General features: G+C 69.6%; 13 protein-coding genes. 9 read left to right on the forward strand and 4 right to left on the reverse strand.

The features are described from left to right. Positions 1-6: 6 nt before the first annotated feature. A complete protein-coding gene (locus tag ACFVYE_RS20065) occupies positions 7-1,581 on the reverse strand; it encodes a purple acid phosphatase family protein (protein WP_389606647.1) in 1,575 nt (524 codons plus the stop codon). Between the two features lie 129 nt (positions 1,582-1,710). On the opposite strand from ACFVYE_RS20065, the gene ACFVYE_RS20070 reads away from it, so the two are divergent. Both ACFVYE_RS20070 and ACFVYE_RS20075 read left to right on the forward strand, forming a co-directional pair. Then, positions 1,711-2,754, forward strand: a complete 1,044-nt coding sequence (locus tag ACFVYE_RS20070) for a 3-isopropylmalate dehydrogenase (RefSeq protein ID WP_383969154.1) — start codon at positions 1,711-1,713, stop codon at positions 2,752-2,754. 240 nt (positions 2,755-2,994) lie between these two features. Then, entirely contained in the window at positions 2,995-4,083 is a 1,089-nt protein-coding gene (locus tag ACFVYE_RS20075) for a branched-chain amino acid aminotransferase (protein WP_383976188.1), read from the forward strand. A gap of 302 nt (positions 4,084-4,385) precedes the next feature. On the opposite strand, the gene ACFVYE_RS20080 is transcribed toward ACFVYE_RS20075, so the two are convergent. After that, the gene (locus tag ACFVYE_RS20080) at positions 4,386-6,140 is read right to left on the reverse strand and encodes a glycoside hydrolase family 3 protein (RefSeq protein ID WP_383976190.1); all 1,755 of its coding nucleotides are present in this window, start codon (positions 6,138-6,140) and stop codon (positions 4,386-4,388) included. Positions 6,141-6,233: 93 nt separating this feature from the next. Beyond that, entirely contained in the window at positions 6,234-7,523 is a 1,290-nt protein-coding gene (locus ACFVYE_RS20085; protein WP_383976192.1) for an MFS transporter, read from the reverse strand. 289 nt (positions 7,524-7,812) lie between these two features. Between ACFVYE_RS20085 and ACFVYE_RS20090 the strand changes: the two genes are divergently transcribed. From ACFVYE_RS20090 to cimA, 7 genes are all read left to right on the forward strand, one after another. Then, on the forward strand, positions 7,813-8,514 hold the full coding sequence (locus ACFVYE_RS20090; RefSeq protein ID WP_383976194.1) for a TetR/AcrR family transcriptional regulator C-terminal domain-containing protein: 702 nt from the start codon (positions 7,813-7,815) through the stop codon (positions 8,512-8,514). 240 nt (positions 8,515-8,754) lie between these two features. Beyond that, positions 8,755-9,435, forward strand: coding sequence for an urease subunit gamma (ureA, locus tag ACFVYE_RS20095; protein ID WP_266357642.1), 681 nt, complete (start codon positions 8,755-8,757; stop codon positions 9,433-9,435). Next, positions 9,432-11,120 carry an urease subunit alpha gene (locus ACFVYE_RS20100; RefSeq protein WP_383976196.1) on the forward strand — a complete coding sequence of 563 codons (1,689 nt, stop codon included), beginning with the start codon at positions 9,432-9,434 and terminating at the stop codon, positions 11,118-11,120. The genes ureA and ACFVYE_RS20100 overlap by 4 nt, the downstream gene beginning before the upstream one ends. A 19-nt stretch (positions 11,121-11,139) precedes the next feature. Further along, positions 11,140-12,153 (forward strand): agmatine/peptidylarginine deiminase, encoded by a 1,014-nt coding sequence (locus ACFVYE_RS20105; protein ID WP_383976198.1) that lies wholly within the window; start codon positions 11,140-11,142, stop codon positions 12,151-12,153. A 3-nt stretch (positions 12,154-12,156) separates the two neighbouring features. Further along, the gene (locus tag ACFVYE_RS20110) at positions 12,157-12,783 is read left to right on the forward strand and encodes a TetR/AcrR family transcriptional regulator (RefSeq protein WP_389606652.1); all 627 of its coding nucleotides are present in this window, start codon (positions 12,157-12,159) and stop codon (positions 12,781-12,783) included. A gap of 81 nt (positions 12,784-12,864) precedes the next feature. Further along, entirely contained in the window at positions 12,865-14,205 is a 1,341-nt protein-coding gene (locus ACFVYE_RS20115) for an MFS transporter (protein ID WP_389606654.1), read from the forward strand. 278 nt (positions 14,206-14,483) lie between these two features. Beyond that, positions 14,484-16,091 (forward strand): citramalate synthase, encoded by a 1,608-nt coding sequence (cimA, locus tag ACFVYE_RS20120; protein WP_383976204.1) that lies wholly within the window; start codon positions 14,484-14,486, stop codon positions 16,089-16,091. Between the two features lie 70 nt (positions 16,092-16,161). On the opposite strand, the gene ACFVYE_RS20125 is transcribed toward cimA, so the two are convergent. Further along, positions 16,162-18,030 (reverse strand): lectin, encoded by a 1,869-nt coding sequence (locus ACFVYE_RS20125; protein WP_389606656.1) that lies wholly within the window; start codon positions 18,028-18,030, stop codon positions 16,162-16,164. Between the last annotated feature and the right edge of the window lie 150 nt (positions 18,031-18,180).

Below are 18,180 nucleotides of genomic sequence, written 5' to 3' on the forward strand. Positions count from 1 at the left end.
GAACGGTCAGCCGCGGCTGATCTCGAAGTGGTCGATGCGCTCGCCCGACTCGGCGAGTGCGGTGACCTTCATCCTGGCGTGCCGCCCGGGCTGCACCTCCACCGCCAGGAACGAGAAGCCGGTGTAGCGCACCCGCGACCACTCCACGGTCTCGGTCGCCTTCCCGCCGCCCTTGACCACGTGGTAGGTGTCCACGCTGTCCTGGTCCTGGACGTGTCCCTCGTAGGTGTCCGGTGCCGGGAAGTTGTACAGCGCCTTGCCCGCGCCGCCCGCCGTCACGTACACGATGCCGTCCCGCGTCGGGTCGGTGCGCTCGCCGATCGGCACCTTGCGCTGGACCGCGTTCTTCAGGATCGCGTCCGTGCGCTCGTAGACGTGGTTGTGGCCGTTGATGACCAGGTCCACCTGGTGCTTCTCGAAGAGCGGCACCCACGCGTCGCGCACCCCGCCGTCCGAGGCGTGCGCGTTGGTCGTCGAGAAGGCGCAATGGTGGAAGAAGACGACCAGGAAGTCGATGTCGTGACGGGCCCGCAGCTCACCGAGGCGCCGGTCCAGCCAGCGCGTCTGCCTGCCGTCGCTGATCCCGAAGTTGGCCGGGATCTCGTAGGAGACGTCATTGGCGTCGAGGGCGACGACCCCCACGTTGCCGTGCACGAACGAGTACGCACCGGGCTGGTTCACCGGGTCCGGACCGTTGTCGGGCAGCGTCCAGCGGGCGTTCTGCCCGCCGTAGCCGTCCGGCGAGTACCAGGCCTCCATGTCGTGGTTGCCGGTGGTCACCATCCACGGCACGGTCTTCGACACGGTCTCCGTCTGGGCCAGGAACTGGTCCCAGGTGCGGGCGTCGTAGGTGTCGGTGCTCTGCCCGGAGCCGGACGGGTCGGCGTAGCAGATGTCGCCCGCGTGCAGGTGGAACGCCGGGTTCTGGCCCAGGATCAACTGGTCGTTGCCCAGCGCGTGGTAGCTGACACCCTGGTCGCCGAAGGCGGTGAAGGTGAAGGCCTCGGCGTGCGAGGGTGCGGTGGTGAAGGTGCCGAGCGTGCCCAGGTTGCGGGTGCCGGCGGGGTCGAAACCGTCGTGGCCGACGCCGTAGTAGTACGTAGTGCCGGGCTGCAGCCGCTCCAGGCTCGCGTGTACGTAGAACTGCTCGGCCGCCGCGATCTTGCCCCCGTTCAGTTCGGGGGTGGTGAGGTGGCGCACTTCGGCGTCGATCCTGCGGCTCAGCGCCCACGGCTTGTGGCCGATCCGGATGTACGGCCGCTTCACGGCGAACGGGACCTGCCAGGAGACCGCCATCTGCGTCCTCGGGTCGGCGCCGTACGCCAGGTGCCGGCCGAACGGCGCAACCAGCGAACCGTCCACCTGGGTGGACGTGTGGCGCGAGGTGAGAACGGTCGGTGCGGCGTGGGCGGGCGAGGAGACGAGCCCGGTGCCGAGACCCGCACCGGCGACGGCCGCGGTCGCCACGCTCGTACGGAGCACGCCGCGCCGGGTCAGCCGGGTGCGCAGGTAATCGTGCTGCTCGGCCATGCTCATACGGCCTGCGAGCTTCTCGGGAATTCCGAAACGGGGGATGTCCATGGACGAGAACATCCACCCGTCGCCTGACACCGTTCCGTCGAATAGGTGAACGGTACACGTACAGCTCCCCATGTGTCCGTATGGTGGACGTGACGTGTCATGGTGTGGGACGCGCAGTAAGGTGCGGACATGTCTCGCAGCATCAATCTCGCAGTGATCCCTGGTGACGGTATCGGCCAGGAGGTAGTGGCTCAGGGCCTCAAGGTCCTCAATGCTGTTCTCCCGCAGGATGTGAAGCTGGAGACCAAGGAGTTCGACTTCGGCGCCAAGCGCTACCACGCCACCGGTGAGACCCTCACCGACGCGGATGTCCAGGCGCTCAAGCAGCACGACGCGATCCTGCTCGGCGCGATCGGGGACCCCTCGGTTCCGTCCGGCGTCCTGGAGCGCGGCTTCCTGCTGAAGCTCCGTTTCCTCTTCGACCACCATGTGAACCTGCGGCCGTCGAAGCTCCTCCCGGGTGTCGCGACCCCGCTCAAGGGTCAGCCGGAGATCGACTTCGTCGTGGTCCGCGAGGGCACCGAGGGCCCGTACACCGGTAATGGCGGTTCGATCCGCACCGGCACCCCGCACGAGGTCGCCACCGAGGTCTCGGTCAACACCGCCTTCGGCGTCGAGCGTGTGGTCCGTGACGCGTTCGCCCGCGCCCAGGCACGCCCGCGCAAGAAGCTGACGTTGGTCCACAAGAACAACGTGCTGACCTACGCAGGGCACCTGTGGACCAACACCTTCAACAAGGTCGCGGCCGAGTTCCCGGACGTCACCACCGACTACCTGCACGTGGACGCGGCGACGATCTTCCTCGTCACGCAGCCCGAGCGCTTCGACGTGATCGTCACCGACAACCTCTTCGGCGACATCATCACCGACCTTGCCGCGGCCGTCTCCGGCGGCATCGGCGTCGCGGCCTCGGGCAACATCAACCCGAGCGGCGAGTTCCCCTCGATGTTCGAGCCGGTCCACGGCTCCGCCCCGGACATCGCGGGCCAGGGCAAGGCCGACCCCACGGCCGCGATCCTCTCCGTCGCCCTCCTGCTGCGCCACCTCGGCTACGAGGCCGAGGCCGTGCGCATCGAGGACGCCGTCTCCGCCGACCTCGCGGAGCGCGACAGCGCGACGACTCGTACCACCGACGAGATCGGCGACGCGCTCGCGGTACGCGTAGCGAGCTGACCCGACGACTCCATTTTCGAAGCCGCCGGGTCGCAACCGCACCCGGCGGCTTCTCCTGTGCGGCCCCGGGTGCCACCATCGACCACTGGACCGCATTCGCGTCATTTCGTGCACGGCCACCCGGGAGCGATAATCGAACGGGGCCGTGGCTCGCGGTGAAGCTCGGACGTCCTAGCACCTGTCTGACAGGAGCGGCGTGAGCGCGGTCCAACACACACAACCGGTGAAGGACACGCACACATGACGACGCCCACGATCGAACTCAAGCCCTCCTCGAACCCGCTGTCCGACGCGGAGCGCGAGGCGATCCTGGTCAAGCCCGGATTCGGCCGCTACTTCACCGATCACATGGTGACGATCCGGTGGACCGAGGGCCGCGGCTGGCACGACGGCCAGCTCGTCCCCTACGGCCCGCTCTCCCTCGACCCCGCGACCACGGTCCTGCACTACGCGCAGGAGATCTTCGAGGGCCTCAAGGCCTATCGCCAGCCCGACGGCTCCGTCGCCACGTTCCGTCCCGAGGCGAACGCCAAGCGTTTCCAGGCATCGGCGCACCGGCTGGCCATGCCGGAACTGCCCGTCGAGACGTTCATCGAGGCGTGCGACGTGCTGGTCCAGCAGGACAAGGCATGGGTTCCGGCACACGGCGGCGAGGAGTCGCTCTACCTGCGCCCGTTCATGATCGCGACCGAGGTCGGCCTCGGTGTGAAGCCCGCCAACGAGTACCTCTTCATCGTCATCGCCTCGCCCGCCGGTGCCTACTTCCCCGGCGGCGTCAAGCCGGTCTCCATCTGGCTCTCCGAGGACCGCGTCCGCGCCGTCCCCGGCGGCATGGGCGACGCCAAGACCGGCGGCAACTACGCGGCGTCCCTCCTTGCCCAGGCAGAGGCCGCGGAGAAGGGCTGCGACCAGGTCGCCTACCTCGACGCGGTCGAGCACAAGTGGGTCGAGGAGCTCGGCGGCATGAACCTCTACTTCGTGTACGGGGACAAGATCGTCACCCCGGCCCTGACCGGCTCCCTGCTCGCCGGCGTCACCCGTGACTCGCTGCTCAAGGTCGCCCGCGACCTCGGCTACGAGTCCGAGGAGGGCCGCGTCTCCATCGACCAGTGGCGCGCCGACACCGCGAACGGCACCCTCACCGAGGTCTTCGCCTGTGGCACGGCCGCCGTCATCACCCCCGTCGGCACCGTCAAGTCCGCGGGCGGCGAGTGGACCCAGAGCGAAGGCGCGCCCGGCGAGGTCACACTGAAGCTGCGCGAGCGCCTGCTGGACATCCAGCGCGGCGTCGCCGAGGACACCCACGGCTGGATGCACCCGCTCGGCTAGGGGCTTTCGTTTGGATCAGGCCAGGGCCCGCGAGCCCGGCATGATCCAAACGAGAGGAACCAGTGCCGCAACTGCGTTTGAGGTGACGATGCTGCAGCCCCATGGGCTGTGGCGTCGTCGTTTGTAGTGGCTGTGGCGTGCTTGGTGTCGCCGTCGGCGCCAGTGGGACCAGGGCAGGACCAGACGCTGCATGCATGCCTGGCGCCAACGGTTCGAGCAGGCGGTTCGCGTCCAGGCACGACGATCGCACGCCGGCGCCCGCGTCAGTTCGCGCGCCGGCGTGCGGGACCAATGGGCGCCTCTCAGTAGCCGAGGCCGTGCCCGAACCGGTAGGTGGGGTTCTCCGTGTCGAACGGGACGTCGGGGCGGCTCGCCTCGACGGCCGCCATCGACGACGGGATGTCGAACGGCAGCCGCCCCTTCGGCTCGGCCTCGCCGAACAGCACCTGGACGAACGCTGCCTGCGCCGCACCGAAGTTGCCGATCAGGGACGCGGTGTCGTCCGCGAAGGCACCGACGATCGCGGGCCGCTCCAGGTAGACGTCGACCACGGTCGGCACGGCCGCACAGGTGGCACGGACCCGCGCCACCTCCTCCGCCGGGAACTCCAGCGACCCGGCGTGGAAGAACGACTCGATGTTCGCCTCCACCCCGCCGTCGGCGCCCCCGCGCTTCTCGTACGGCGTCTGCAGCCGCAGCACGGCCACGTCGGCCTCCTGAGGGGTCGCCACCAGTGTCGCCCGTTCCCCCACAGTCTCGGCGTCCAGGCCCTCGGCGTAGATCTTCAGGCCGGGCGCAAGAGGCAGCCGGGCGGGGCCGTCCTCGGCGTTCTTCAGCAGGGTGTGCGCGGCCGCCTGCGCGGCCAGGCCCTCCGCGCGGGAGGCGTCCGTGCCGACGATCGCGTCCGCACGCTCGGCGTCGACGAACGGGTCGTCGAACAGGCCGAGTTCGAACTTCTCGCGCAGCAGCCGCCGCACGGAGACGTCGAGCCGCGCCTCGGTGACGGTGCCGTTCTTGACCAGTGCGACGAGCACGTCCGCCGTGGACTCACCGCCGAACTGGTCCACGCCCGCGTCGAGCGCCTTGGCCATGCGCTCCTCGTAGCTGAGGTGCTCCACACCCCAGAAGGTGCGGCCGAGGATGCCCCAGTCGGTGCAGACGATGCCGTCGAAGCCGAGCTGCTCGCGCAGCAGTCCGGTGATGACGGACTTGTTGAAGCCGAATCCGACCTCCTCGTGCTCGGTGCCGACGGGCATCCCGTAGTACGGCATCAACTGCCGCACCCCGGCGGCGATGGCTGCCTTGAACGGTTCCAGGTGCAGGTCGAAGCGGCCGCCCGGGTAGACCTGCTCGCGGCCGTAGGAGAAGTGCGGGTCCTCGCCGTTCAGCTGCGGCCCGCCCCCGGGGAAGTGCTTGGCCATCGCCGAGACCGACTCCGTCCCCAACTCCCCTCCCTGCAGGCCGCGGACGTAGGCGGCACCGAGTCGGGCGGTCAGGCCGGAGTCCTCGCCGAAGGTGTGCGTCTGCCGCGCCCAGCGGGGCTCGGTGGCCAGGTCGATCTGCGGGTGCAGGGCGGCGCGGATGCCGACCGCCACGTACTCGCGGCGGGTGAGGTCGGCGAACCGCTCCACCAGCTCCTCCGATCCGATGGCGGCCAGGCCCAGCGGTTCGGGCCACTGCGCGAAGGGGCCTGCCATCAGCGCGGTCGCCGGATTGTCGGTGAAGGAGTGCCGCGGGTCGCTGGACATGGTGAACGGGATGCCCAGCGGCCGCGCGAGCGCAGCCTCCTGCACGACGTTGTACCACTGCGCGATCGCGCGGGCGGTCGGGGCGAACATGATGTTGGCGTGGTTGATGCGCCGCTCGAACAGCTCCCTCATGCTCGGCTGGTCGAACGGCCCGCGGTCCTCGAAGTCCCCGATGGTGGCGATCGGCTGGAACATGAGGCCGGCCTTGTCCTCCAGCGCCATGCGGCTGAGCAGGTCCTCGACCCGCCGCTCGACGGGCAGCGAGGCGTCCTGGTAGGGGAAGCGGGTGGCGGGGGTGGGGGATGCCATGGCGGCGTCCTTTCGTGCGAGAGGTGCGATACGTGCGTCACGTACGCGGGGTGACGGCGCCGGGGTGGTGCCGAAGTCAGGGGTGGGCGGCGGTCAGCGGACGGCCTTGATGGGGACGACCGCGAGGCCGCCGCACAGGACGAGGGCGATGCCGACCGGGAAGAGCGCCGAGTAGCCGAGCGCGACGGCGACCGCTCCCGCCACGCCGGGAGCGAGGACCTGGGGCAGGGTCGCGGCGATGTTGACGACGCCGAGGTCCTTGCCGAAGTCCTCCTGGGCGGGCAGGACTTCGCTGATCAGTGCGGAGTCCACCGTCGCGAACAGGCCGTAGCCAAGTCCCGCCGCTGCCGCGTAGAGCACCATTCCGGTCTTCGTCGGCAGGGCCCAGGGCACGGCCATCGCGACGGCGAGGACCACCGAGGCCGCGAAGACGAACACCTTGCGCCGTCCCAGCCGGTCGGAGAGCGGACCGCCGACGGCCGTGGCGACCAGGGTGGCGCACAGCGTGGCCATCCCGAGGACGGGGACGAAGCCGATGGCGTCGTCGCCCAGGCCGATGTACTCCTGCAGCAGGTACAGCTGGTACTGGGTGATGAGGAAGTAGCCCAGGTTGAGCAGCAGCCGCCCGAGGAACGCCCACCCGAAGTCGGGGTGCTTGCGCGGGTCGAACCAGAAGCTGCGGGCCAACTCCCCTACGGAGATGGGGCGTCGGGGATCACCCCGGTTGTCCCGGTCGGGGTTGAGTGCGACGAACAGGGCGAGCATGACCAGCGCGATCCCGGCGAAGATGACGTACCCGGTGCCGATCCGGTCCGCGAACCGAGTGGCGACGATCTGCCCGCCCATCGTGCCGAGCATGGCGGAGAAACCGATGACGGCGGAGAAGGTGCCGCGCACCGCACTCGGCACCCGGTCCGGCATGATCGCGGTCAGCGGCCCCTGCACGAAGTTGTACGTGATCTGGACCATCACCCATGCGATACCGATCTGCACCAGGGTGTTGGCCGCGGCCATCCCGAGCAGGGCGAGTCCGCCGGCGAGCGCGCCGCCGACGATCCACAGGCCCCGGCGTCCGTAGCGGCTGCGGGTGCGGTCGGAGAGGGCGCCGGCCAGCGGCTGGGCCAGCATCGCCGCGAGCGCACCGAGGGTGGTGATCACGGCGAGGTTGCCGGTCTTGTGCGCGGAGTCCAACTCGGCGACCTGCAGGGGCAGCAGGATGCCGGGAAGCGCGCCCCACAACAGATACATGCTCACGTTGGCGGGCGGCGAGGTGAGCAGCAAGCGCCGCAGGGGGCCGCGTAGCGCGGTCTTGGCCGGCGCGGATGCGGCGGACGGGACGGGCTGGACCGGTGGGGGCGGCCCGGTCGGTGACTGTGTGGCCACGGGAATCCTCTCAAAGGGTGCGGGCGCACCGGGGCGCGGCAAAGGGGACGAGCTGACGAACGGGGTGCTGCGCAGGACGCCGGGCGGGCGCGCCGACGCCGCATGTTGCCGGGCGTATCTCCGCCGTGCTGAGCGGAGATTAATTTTTGCCGCACGGGAAAAATAGGTCCGCCGCAGGCCACCGTCAAGAGGTGATCCGCAACCATGCGGCCCGCCGGCCCGCCATTCCTGCCGGGCGGCAAATATGCTGAGCACAGTGAACGCACAAGGTGGGGGCGGAAGGGGACACATGTCGAAGGCGGCGAGCGGTGAGCCGGGGGCGCGCCGACGGGGGCGCCCGGCACGGATCGACCAGGACCGGATCGTGGCGGCCGCGCGGCTCGTGGCTCCGGAGGACCTCACCATGCAGGCGGTCGCCGACCACCTCGGCGTGCACCGCAAAGCGCTGCACTACCACGTCCGCGACCGCGAGGGCCTGCTGGAACTGCTCGCTCTGGACACCATGCAGACCGAGCTCGGCAGACACGAGGCCGCGTTGGACGGCGACTGGCAAAAGGTGCTTCGCACCTTCGCCACGGCGGTACGCGCGAGCATCGTGCAGACCGGAGTGCTCTACGACTACGTCCGGATGTCCGCCGCCGGTGGGTTGGCCTCCCTGGCCCGGGTGGAGCAGGTCGCCCGGGCCCTGGTGGAGGCGGGTTTCGACGAGCGGACCGCCGGCCTCACCATCGGCTTCGTCGGTGAGCTGACCTACGCCTCTGCCCGCGACGCCGTACTCGTCGAGCGCCACGGCGACCACCCGCAACTCACCGAGCTGCGCCGCACACTCGACGACGCCCCTGACGACGAGGTCCTCGTCCTGCGCCGGCTGCTGTCCCGCCCCCGGGCGGGCACCGACGAGCAGTTCGAGTTCGACCTGAGCACGTTCATCGCGGGCCTGGAGCAGCGCTTGGCCGTTTCGCCCGGCCCCGCAGTCGAGCGTCAGGCCTGAGGCGAGCCGCGCCCCTCCCCATGCCCTTGAGGAAGTACTGCCAAACACAGCTGCAGTACCAGGACCTGGTCCGCCCCCCGTCGTCTGCGCGAAGGCCGCGCCCGGTTTCTGCCGGGCGCGGCCTTCGTCGTGTCCCGGACCGCGGAACGGTTGGAGCATCGCTCAAAAGTGACGAAGTCGAGCGTTCGGTTGCCGCCGATCCACGGTTAGAGTGCTGCTCTAAACAGGAGGTGTGCGGGCGTGCGACTGACCCCGACGGAACGTGACCGGCTGCTGCTCTTCGGCGCCGCCGAACTGGCCCGGGCCCGCCGCGCCCGAGGGCTGAAGCTCAATGTCCCCGAGGCGACCGCTCTGATCGCGGACACGGTCTGCGAGGCCGCCCGCGACGGGCGCAGGCTCGCCGAGGCCATCGAGGCCGCACGGTCCGTGCTCGGTCCCGACGACGTCCTTCCGGGGGTCGCCGATGTGGTCACCGAAGTCCATGTGGAGGCCGTCTTCGACGACGGCTCGCGGCTCGCAGTGGTCTCCCGGCCGCTGGGTGGCGGGCTCGGCGACGACGCACCGGGAGCCGTCGTCCCCGGTCCCGCCACGCCCGAGCCGGAACCGGCGGCGCGCCTGGCGGTCCGCAACACCGCGACCGTGCCGGTCTCCGTGACCTCGCACTTCCACTTCTTCGAGGCCAACCCGCGGCTCGACTTCGACCGGGCGGCGGCATACGGGATGCGGCTCTGCGTCCCCGCCGGGTCCTCCGTCCGCTTCGGGCCCGGGGAGTCGGTCGAGGTGGGGCTGGTGCCCATCGGCGGAGACCGGATCGCCATCGGGTTCGCAGGACTGGTCGACGGACCGCTCGACGCGCCCGGCGCACGCGAAGAGGCCCTGCGGCGCGCGGTGGCATGCGGATACCTGGGAGCAGAGCGATGAGTATCGACGCGTACGAGTACGCCTCCGTGCACGGCCCGCGTGCCGGGGACCGGGTCAGGCTCGGTGACTCGGGGCTGGTGGTCCGGGTGGAGTCGGACGCGCAGAAGTACGGCGAGGAGTTTCTCGCCGGTTTCGGTAAGACGGCCCGTGACGGGCTGCATCTCAAGGCCGCCGCCGTCCGGGACACCTGCGATGTCGTCATCAGCAATGTGCTGGTCATCGACGCCGTGCAGGGCATCCGCAAGGTGTCGATCGGTATCCGTGAGGGCCGGATCTCGGCGATCGGGCGGGCCGGTAACCCGGACACCCTCGACGGCGTCGATGTCGTCGTCGGCACGGGGACGACGATCGTCTCCGGTGAGGGGATGATCGCGACGGCGGGCGCTGTCGACACCCATGTCCATCTGCTCTCGCCGCGGATCATGGAGGCGTCGCTCGCCTCCGGTGTCACCACGATCATCGGCCAGGAGTTCGGCCCGGTCTGGGGCGTCGGCGTCAACTCGCCCTGGGCCCTGCGCCATGCCTTCAACGCGTTCGACGCCTGGCCGGTCAACATCGGTTTCCTGGGGCGCGGTTCGTCCTCCCACGAGGCGCCGATGGTCGAGGCGCTCGCGGAGGGCGGGGCCTGCGGCTTCAAGGTCCATGAGGACATGGGTGCCCACACCCGCGCCCTGGACACGGCGCTGCGGGTCGCCGAGGAGCACGACGTCCAGGTCGCCCTGCACAGCGACGGGCTGAACGAGTGCCTGTCGGTCGAGGACACCCTGCGTGTCCTGGAGGGCCGCACGATCCACGCCTTCCACATCGAGGGCTGCGGCGGCGGACACGTCCCCAACGTCCTCAAGATGGCGGGCGTCGAGAACGTCATCGGCTCGTCCACCAACCCGACGCTGCCCTTCGGCAGGGACGCCGTCGCCGAGCATTACGGGATGATCGTCTCCGTACACGACCTCAAGACGGACCTGCCGGGCGACGCCGCCATGGCCCGCGACCGCATCCGCGCCGGGACGATGGGCGCCGAGGACGTCCTGCACGACCTGGGCGCCATCGGTATCACGTCCTCCGACGCACAGGGCATGGGGCGGGCCGGTGAGACGGTGCGCCGCACCTTCGCGATGGCCGGGAAGATGAAGGCCGAGCTCGGCCCGATGGACGGCGACGGCCCCGCGGACGACAACGCCCGGGTGCTGCGTTACATCGCCAAGCTCACCATCAACCCGGCCATCGCCCACGGTCTCGCGCACGAGATCGGCTCCATCGAGACCGGGAAGCTCGCCGACATCGTGCTGTGGCGGCCCGAGTTCTTCGGTGCGAAACCGCAGCTCGTGCTGAAGTCCGGCTTCCCGGCCTACGGGGTCACCGGCGACCCGAACGCCGCCACCGACACCTGCGAACCCCTCGTCCTCGGCCCGCAGTTCGGAGCGTACGGAGCCACCGCGGCCGATCTCTCCGTGGCCTTCGTCTCGCAGGCCGCGACCCAGCTCGGTGCGGACCTGATGCCCACGCGCCGACGCCGTGTCGGAGTGCGCGGCACCCGCGGCATCGGCCCCGGCGACCTCGTCCACAACTCCCGTACCGGAGAAGTCGCGGTGGACGCCCACAGCGGTCTGGTCACCCTGGACGGCGACCCGCTGCGCTCCGAGCCCGCCGACTCCGTCTCCCTCAACCGCCTCTACTTCCTCTGACACCTTTCAAGGACGCTTCATGACCTTCCGTATGCCGCCCGAGTGGGCCCCGCACGAACGCACCTGGATGGCCTGGCCGGGCCCCAACCCCACCTTCGGCACCGACGCCGAACTGGACGAGGCCCGCAGCGCCTGGGCCACCGTCGCCCGCGCCGTCCGCCGCTTCGAACCCGTCACGATGGTCGTCGGCCCGGGCCAGGAGGACAGCGCCCGTACACTTCTCGGCCCGGACATCGAGCTGGCCGTCCGCCCGCTCGACGACGCCTGGATGCGCGACATCGGCCCCACCTTCGTCAGTGACGGGCGTCAACTGGCCGCCGTCGATTGGACGTTCAACGGCTGGGGTGCCCAGGGGTGGGCCCGCTGGGAGCACGACCAGCACATCGCCCGCTCCGTCGCAGAGCTCGCGGCCGTCCCCGTGCACAGCTCCACGCTCGTCAACGAGGGCGGCGCCATCCATGTCGACGGCGAGGGCACCGTCCTGCTCACCGAGACCGTCCAGCTCGGCAAGGAACGCAATCCCGGCTGGACCCGCGAGCAGGTCGAGGCCGAGATCCACGCCGGGCTCGGCACCGAGAAGGCCATCTGGCTGCCTCGCGGACTGGCCGGTGACTACGGCACGTACGGCACCCTCGGTCATGTCGACATCGTCGCCGCCTTCGCCCGCCCCGGCACCGTCGTCGCCCATGTCCAGCCGGACCCGGCCCACCCCGACCACGAGATCACCCGTGAGACCGTCCGCATCCTGCGCGCCGCCACCGACGCCGCGGGCCGCTCCCTGAACGTGGTGGAGGTCCCCGCGCCCACCGTGCTGAAGGCCGACGGGGAGTGGGTCGACTATTCCTACATCAACCATTACCTCTGCAACGACGGCGTGGTTCTCTGCGCCTTCGACGACCCGCGCGACAAGGAAGCAGCGGCGATCTTCGGTGAGCTGTTCCCCGACCGTACGGTGACACTCGTCGACGCCCGTACGATCTTTGCCGGCGGTGGAGGTATCCACTGCATCACGCAGCAGCAGCCGAAGGTCTGAACCGTGCCCCCCGCTCCACGCCGTCGCAACACCGCCCCGCCCCGTGAGGAACTGCTGGCCGCCGCCATGGCCACCATCGCCGAACGGGGCCTCGACGGCCTCACCATGGCCGGGCTCGGCCGTGAGGTCGGCATGAGCAGCGGACACCTCCTCTACTACTTCCGCACCAAGGACGAGCTGCTGCTCCAGACCCTGGAGTGGAGCGAGGGCCGGCTCGGCGCGCAGCGGCGCACCCTGCTGCTGTCCGGTCGGACGGCGGTCCGCGAACGGCTCGACGCGTACATCGATCTCTACCTCCCCGACGGCCACCGCGATCCGCACTGGACGCTCTGGCTGGAGGTCTGGAACCGCTCGCAGAACGCCGACGACGACGCACGCGCCCGGCAGGCCGCGATCGAGGGCGCCTGGCACCGCGACCTGGTGGCGCTGCTGGCGGAGGGCGCCTCGCGCGGGGAGTTCCGTACCGTCGACGCCGAACGGTTCGCAACCCGGCTGCGCGCCCTGCTCGACGGGTTCAGCGTCCATGTCGCGGTCGGTATCCCCGGCACCAGCCGCTGCCAAGTCCTCGCCCAGGTACGGGAGTTCATTGACGACTCGCTCACCGCCCCGCAGCGGCCCGCTCTGCCGTGAACTAAACGCACTTAAGTACGCGTGATCGTTGCCCGTTGCGGCCTTGTTACGTTCCCGGCTGTTCGGGCACGGTGGCGGACCATGGGACGAGAGCAGTGGAAGAAAATCTGGGTCGGCTCCGCCGGCAACATGGTCGAGTGGTTCGACTGGTTCGTGTACGCGACCTTCGCCGTCTACTTCGCGGATTCGTTCTTCCCCGAAGGCAATGAGACCGCCAACCTCATGAACACCATGGGCATCTTCGCCGTCGGCTTCTTCATGAGGCCGGTCGGTGGCTGGTTGCTCGGCCGGATCGGTGACCGCCGAGGACGCAAGGCCGCGCTCACCCTCACCGTCACCCTCATGTCGGCCTCCGCGATCCTCATCGCCATCGCGCCGACGTACGACGTCGCGGGATACGGCGGTGTCGCCGTCCTGCTGGTGGCCCGGCTGCTGCAGGGCCTCAGCGTCGGGGGCGAGTACGCCGCCAGCGCCACCTATCTGACCGAGGCGTCCGCGCCCCACCGGCGCGGCTTCGCCTCCAGCTTCCAGTACGTGTCCATGACCGCGGGACAGCTCATCGGGCTCGGCCTCCAGATCATCCTGCAGCGCAACATGTCCGACGCGGCCCTGCACAGCTGGGGCTGGCGCATCCCGTTCATCGTCGGTGCGCTCGGTGCCGCGATCGTCTTCTATCTGCGCCGTTCGATGCTGGAGACCGAGGTGTACGCGGATTCCGGCGCCGCCGAGCAGGAGGACCGCGGCACGCTGAAGGCGCTGTGGCAGCACAAGCGCGAGGCGTTCCTGGTGATGGCGCTCACCATGGGCGGGACCGTCGCCTACTACACGTACACGACCTATCTCACCAAGTTCCTCTCCAAGAGCGCCGGCATGGAGAAGTCCACCGCCTCGCTCGTCAGCTTCTGCGCCCTGTTCGTCTTCATGTGCATCCAGCCGCTGGCCGGACTGCTCTCCGACCGGATCGGCCGCCGCCCGCTGCTGATCACCTTCGCCGTCGGCTCGACCTTCCTGACCGTGCCGATCATGACGATGCTCAAGCACGCGGGCACCTTCTGGCCCGCGTTCGGCCTGGCGCTCCTCGCCCTGGTCGTCGTCACCGGGTACACCTCGATCAACGCCTGTGTGAAGGCCGAGCTCTTCCCGACCGGCATCCGTGCCCTGGGTGTCGCCCTTCCGTACGCCATCGCCAACGCGCTCTTCGGCGGAACCGCCGAGTACGTGGCGCTCTGGTTCAAGAAGTCGGGCGTCGAGTCCGGCTTCTACTGGTACGTGGCGGGCTGCGCCGCGGTCTCCCTGGTCGTCTACCTGACCATGCGCGAGACCCGCGACATCGACCTGGGCCGGGTCGGTGCCGACCGGAGGACAGGGCAGGCCGCCCCGGCGGAGTCGTCCGGAACGACGAGCGTCACGCCCGCATCCTGAGACGGGCCACGGCGCGGAGGCAGCCCTGTGCAAGACTGCCTCCGTGCCCTCGTTCGTCATGATTATTGGCAACAGGCGCGCCGGTCCGCAGTGACCGTCCCGTACCACCATGTGCGGCACGGCCACCGTGCCCCAGACCCGCGCGCAGACCTCTCGCACCCGCGAGGGGTTTTTTCGTTTTCCGGCCCTCACCTCGGCCGGGGCGAGGTGCGCGGGATGATGGGGGCAAGTGGAGCCAGATCGTCCGGATCCACTCATCCGACAGGAGTCAGACCAGCATGACCACCAAGGCCAAGGCCACCGACGACAGTTTCCATGTCTTCGACACCACACTGCGCGACGGAGCCCAGCGTGAAGGCATCAACCTGACGGTCGCGGACAAGCTGACCATTGCGCGGCACCTGGACAACTTTGGCGTGGGCTTCATCGAGGGCGGCTGGCCCGGCGCCAACCCCCGGGACACCGAGTTCTTCGCCCGCGCCCAGCAGGAGATCGAGTTCAAGAACGCCGAGCTGGTCGCCTTCGGCGCGACCCGCAGGGCCGGTGGCAAGGCCGCCGAGGACCACCAGGTCAAGGCGCTGCTGGAGTCCGGTGCCCCCGTGATCACACTGGTCGCCAAGTCCCACGACCGCCATGTGGAACTCGCCCTGCGCACCACCCTCGAAGAGAACCTGGAGATGGTCCGCGACACCGTCTCCTTCCTCCGTGAGCAGGGCCGCCGGGTCTTCGTGGACTGCGAGCACTTCTTCGACGGCTACCGCGCCAACCCCGAGTACGCCAAGGCCGTCGTCCGCGCCGCCTCCGAGGCCGGCGCCGATGTGGTCATCCTCTGCGACACCAACGGCGGGATGCTCCCGGCCCAGGTCCAGGCCGTCGTCTCCACCGTTCTCGCCGACACCGGAGCCCGGCTCGGCATCCACGCCCAGGACGACACCGGCTGCGCCGTCGCCAACACCCTCGCCGCCGTCGACGCGGGCGCCACCCACGTCCAGTGCACCGCCAACGGCTACGGCGAGCGGGTCGGCAACGCCAACCTCTTCCCCGTCGTCGCCGCCCTGGAGCTCAAGTACGGCAAGACCGTCCTGCCCGAGGGCGCACTCGCCGACATGACCCGCGTCTCGCACGCGATCGCCGAGGTCGTCAACCTGACGCCCTCCACCCACCAGCCCTATGTGGGTGTTTCCGCCTTCGCCCACAAGGCCGGACTGCACGCCTCCGCGATCAAGGTCGACCCCGACCTGTACCAGCACATCGACCCCGCGCTGGTCGGCAACACCATGCGGATGCTCGTCTCCGACATGGCGGGCCGCGCCTCCATCGAGCTCAAGGGCAAGGAGCTCGGCATCGACCTCGGCGGCGACCGCGAACTCGTCGGCCGGGTCGTCGAGCGCGTCAAGGAGCGCGAGCTCAAGGGCTACACGTACGAGGCCGCCGACGCCTCCTTCGAACTGCTGCTGCGCGCCGAGGCCGAGGGCCGGGCACGCCGCTACTTCCGCACCGAGTCCTGGCGCGCCATCGTCGAGGACCGCCCCGACGGCACGCACGCCAACGAGGCGACCGTGAAGCTCTGGGCCAAGGGCGAGCGCATCGTCGCCACCGCCGAGGGCAACGGCCCGGTCAACGCACTCGACCGGGCGCTGCGCGTCGCGCTGGAGCGGATCTACCCGCAGCTCGCCAAGCTGGAACTGGTCGACTACAAGGTCCGCATCCTCGAAGGCCGCACCGGCACCGAGTCCACCACCCGAGTCCTCATCACCACGGGCGACGGCACCGGCGACTGGGCGACGGTCGGCGTCGCGGAGAACGTCATCGCGGCGTCCTGGCAGGCGCTGGAGGACGCTTACACGTACGGGTTGCTGCGGGCCGGGATCGAGCCGACGGAGTAACGCGGTCGGTCCTCGATCGCCGGACGGGCTCGAAAGCGAGCCCGTCCGGCGATCGAGGAAGAAACGACGGCTACTGCAGGTGCCACTTCTGGTTGGCCGCCCCCGTGCACGTCCAGATCTGGGCGCGGGCTCCGTTCGCCGTCGACTGGTCGGTGATGTCCAGGCACTTGTCCGCGGCCGTGTCGACGATGTCACCCGTGGACGAGTTGTACGTCCAGCGCTGCGCCGACGAACCGTTGCAGGTGTACAGCTGGACCTTCGCTCCGTTCGCCGTCGAGCCCGACGTCACGTCCAGACAGGCACCGAGCACCTGGATGGAACCGTCCGCCGCCACCGTCCAGCGCTGGGCCGCCGAGCCGTTGCAGTCCCAGAGCTGGACGGCCGTGCCGTCGGCGCTGCTGCCACCTGCCGCGTCCAGGCACTTGCCCGCCGGGCCGGAGAGGATGCCCGAGGTTCCACCGGATCCGGACTGGGTTCCCGACCAGGTGAAGGTCGCCGAGGTACGGGGCGGAAGCGAGTAACCGAACTTCTGGCCGCCCCAGTTGACCGTGATCTGCTGGGCCGAGGTGGAGCCGTTGTACGCGATCAGCGCCTTGGAGCCGTCCGGGTTGCGCCAGGCGACATTGGGCACGGTGGAGCTGGCCGTCGAGGAGATCCGGGCGGCGCCGGGACGTACGAACTTCGTCAGATGGCCCATCGTGTAGTACTCGATGTTGTAGTCGACCTGGCCGTTCCTGCTGTCCCCATTGTGCACGGTGATCAGGCCGTCGCAGGTGCCGCAGCCGCCGTTGTGCGGGCCGCGGTTCTGGTCCACGGCGAGGGACCACTTGGTCACCGACTTCGCCCAGTTACGGGTGTAGTCGATGATGTTGAGCATGTCCTCGCGCTGCTGGTCGGCGATCCAGGTGCCGCCGGAGTGCTCGGTCTGGAAGGCGTCCATCGACGGGTACTGGTTGTGCACCGCGGTCTGCTTGGCGACGTCACCGCCGTAGCCGTGCCAGGCGACCCCGCCGAAGTTCGGATGGTTGCGCACGGCCGGGTCGTCCACGGTGGCCGCCGCGTACGCGTCGTACGTGTCCCAGTTCCAGTCGTGGGCCAGGACCTTGGTCGCGAGCCCCGCGGACTGGAGCTTCGGCAGCAGCTCGCTCTTGGTGAAGTACGCGAGCCCCGAGCCGTTCCAGCTCATCGACGGATAGCCGGAACAGCAGGTCGGCTCGTTCTGCGCGGTGACGTAGTCGACCGGAACGCCCTGGTCCCGGTAGGCCTGGAGGTACTTCACGAAGTAGTCGGCGTAGGTGCCGTAGTTCTCCGCCTTCAGCCAGCCGCCGTTCAGCTGGCCGCTGTCCTTCATCCAGGCCGGGGCCGTCCACGGCGAAGCCACCGTCGTCAGCGCCGGGTTGAGCTGCTTGGCCTGTCTGGTGAGCGGGAGCACGTCCTCCAGATCGTGTGCGATCGAGAAGTCGGAAAGAGCGGGGTCGCTCTGGCCGGCCGGTACGTCGTCGTAGGTGTAGCCGTACCTCGCCAGGTCCGAGCCGCCCATCGGATTGCGTACGAAAGAGAGCCCGATGCCGTCGGTGGGGGAGAACAGCTTCCTCATCGTGGCGTCGCGGGTCGCCTGGGTGAGCGCCCCGCTGCTCTTCATCAGGTACGCGGCCGTGTCCGTGAACGAGGCGCCGCCGCCGGTGAAGGTCTGGTAGCGGGTGTTCTCGTCGACCGTGATGTTCGTACCGCTGCCGCCGTTCCCGGCGCCGAAGGCGACCGGGGCCTGGGCTTCGAGACCGCGTGTGACATGGCGGCCGCCGGAGTCGTCGGTGGTGGTCAGCGCGATGTTCACGGTCTCGCCGGCGGCCTGGGCCGTACCGGACGAGAGCCCGGTGAGACCGGCCGTGGCGAGCACGGCGGCGAGCAGAGCTCGGGCCGCTCTTCCTGATCTGATCATGGGCTGATGCCTTCCTCGGCAGTGGCGTGGGGGAGTTGCCGGCGAACGAGGCGTGAGTGAACTGCTCTTACGTGGCCACGTCAAGAGGGTGTGCGTTCAGAAGCTGAACACACAACGCGGCCCGCCTGCACGGAAAATGGGTCCGGACCA

Source organism: Streptomyces sp. NPDC058239 (genome assembly GCF_042882185.1).
Taxonomy (GTDB): domain Bacteria; phylum Actinomycetota; class Actinomycetes; order Streptomycetales; family Streptomycetaceae; genus Streptomyces.